2 protein-coding genes are annotated in these 1,159 nt (G+C 60.4%); one reads left to right on the forward strand and one right to left on the reverse strand.

What is annotated here, in order from left to right; all coding sequences use genetic code 11:
• Positions 1-828, forward strand: an 828-nt coding sequence (locus ACXJKO_RS31725; RefSeq protein WP_457094970.1) for a glutamate ligase domain-containing protein, incomplete at its 5' end; no start/stop codon positions are given.
• Here the strand turns inward: ACXJKO_RS31725 and ACXJKO_RS31730 are convergent.
• Positions 829-1,159, reverse strand: a 331-nt coding sequence (locus ACXJKO_RS31730) for a hypothetical protein (protein ID WP_457094971.1), incomplete at its 5' end; no start/stop codon positions are given.

Here is a 1,159-nt window from a genome sequence, read left to right on the forward strand (position 1 = left end):
GAAGCATATGGCTCGCGCGAGGCTATCGCCGAAGTGAAGGCCCGCCTGTATGACGTCGCTGACGGCGGCACAGYGATCATCCCTCGGGATTCCGAGCTGTTCGATTATCTCCGCACACGCGCCCTATCGTTCGGGGCGAAAATCGTGTCCTTCGGAGAACATCCCGAGGCTGACTTCCGGCTTGTCGATTACACACCTGACGACCCGGTTGTGCATGCGGATCTGAAGGGCCAGGATTTTGCCTACAGGCTGGGTATTCCCGGGCGGCACATGGCCATCAACAGCCTTGGCGCGCTTGCGGCAATCGATGCGCTCGGCCTTGATCTGAACGTGGCGGCCAGCGCGCTTGGGGAGATGGAGGCCATCGCCGGTCGCGGCAACGTCATGCGCATTGCCCTGGCATCCGGTACCGCTCATATCTTTGATGAGGCGTACAACGCTAATCCGACGTCGGTTGCCGCCGTGCTGGCGACATTCGCACACCAGCGATGCGAGAATGGCGGGCGGAAGCTTGCTCTCCTCGGCGACATGCGAGAACTGGGAGAGCGCTCGGCTGAACTCCATGCAAGTCTGGCAGAGCCCGTTCTCGCGGCAAATCTGGATACGGTGCTCACGGTGGGAGAGCAGATGACGTATCTCCGTCGTGCGCTGCCGGAGCGCATTCTCGGCCCGCATTATGCAACAGCGGATGATGTTCTGCCCGATCTGGTCAGCATCCTCCGCCCAGGAGACCAGCTTCTCGTGAAAGCTTCACATGGCACCGGCCTACATGAGGTCGTCGCTCGCATGCGCCTACAACTCGGCGACGGCAACGGTGAAGCGGCATAGCTACAACTGATCCAGTGCGCTCAACAGGAGCCTCATATCCACATAGCGTGCGCTATCTGATTGAGAGCACAAGATCACCGAGGCCAGTTTCGCGCCCGAGGATGTCCGCGAGCAGATGGCGAGGTTGTAGGTGATGGAGCGGAGCGTTCCGGTTTTGCCGCCCAGAACATTGGCATCCTCAATCATCTTCACCGACGATGCGATGTGTTCGACTCTCGCGTTCGGCCCTGTAATCGTCATGTCGTAGGTGGCGCGGCTCCACACATTCGTTATCGCCGGCCGTCTGCACGCAGCAACCAGGAGCTTCGCCATGTCCGCAGCGGTTGTAACC

The organism is Microvirga sp. P5_D2 (assembly GCF_054049475.1).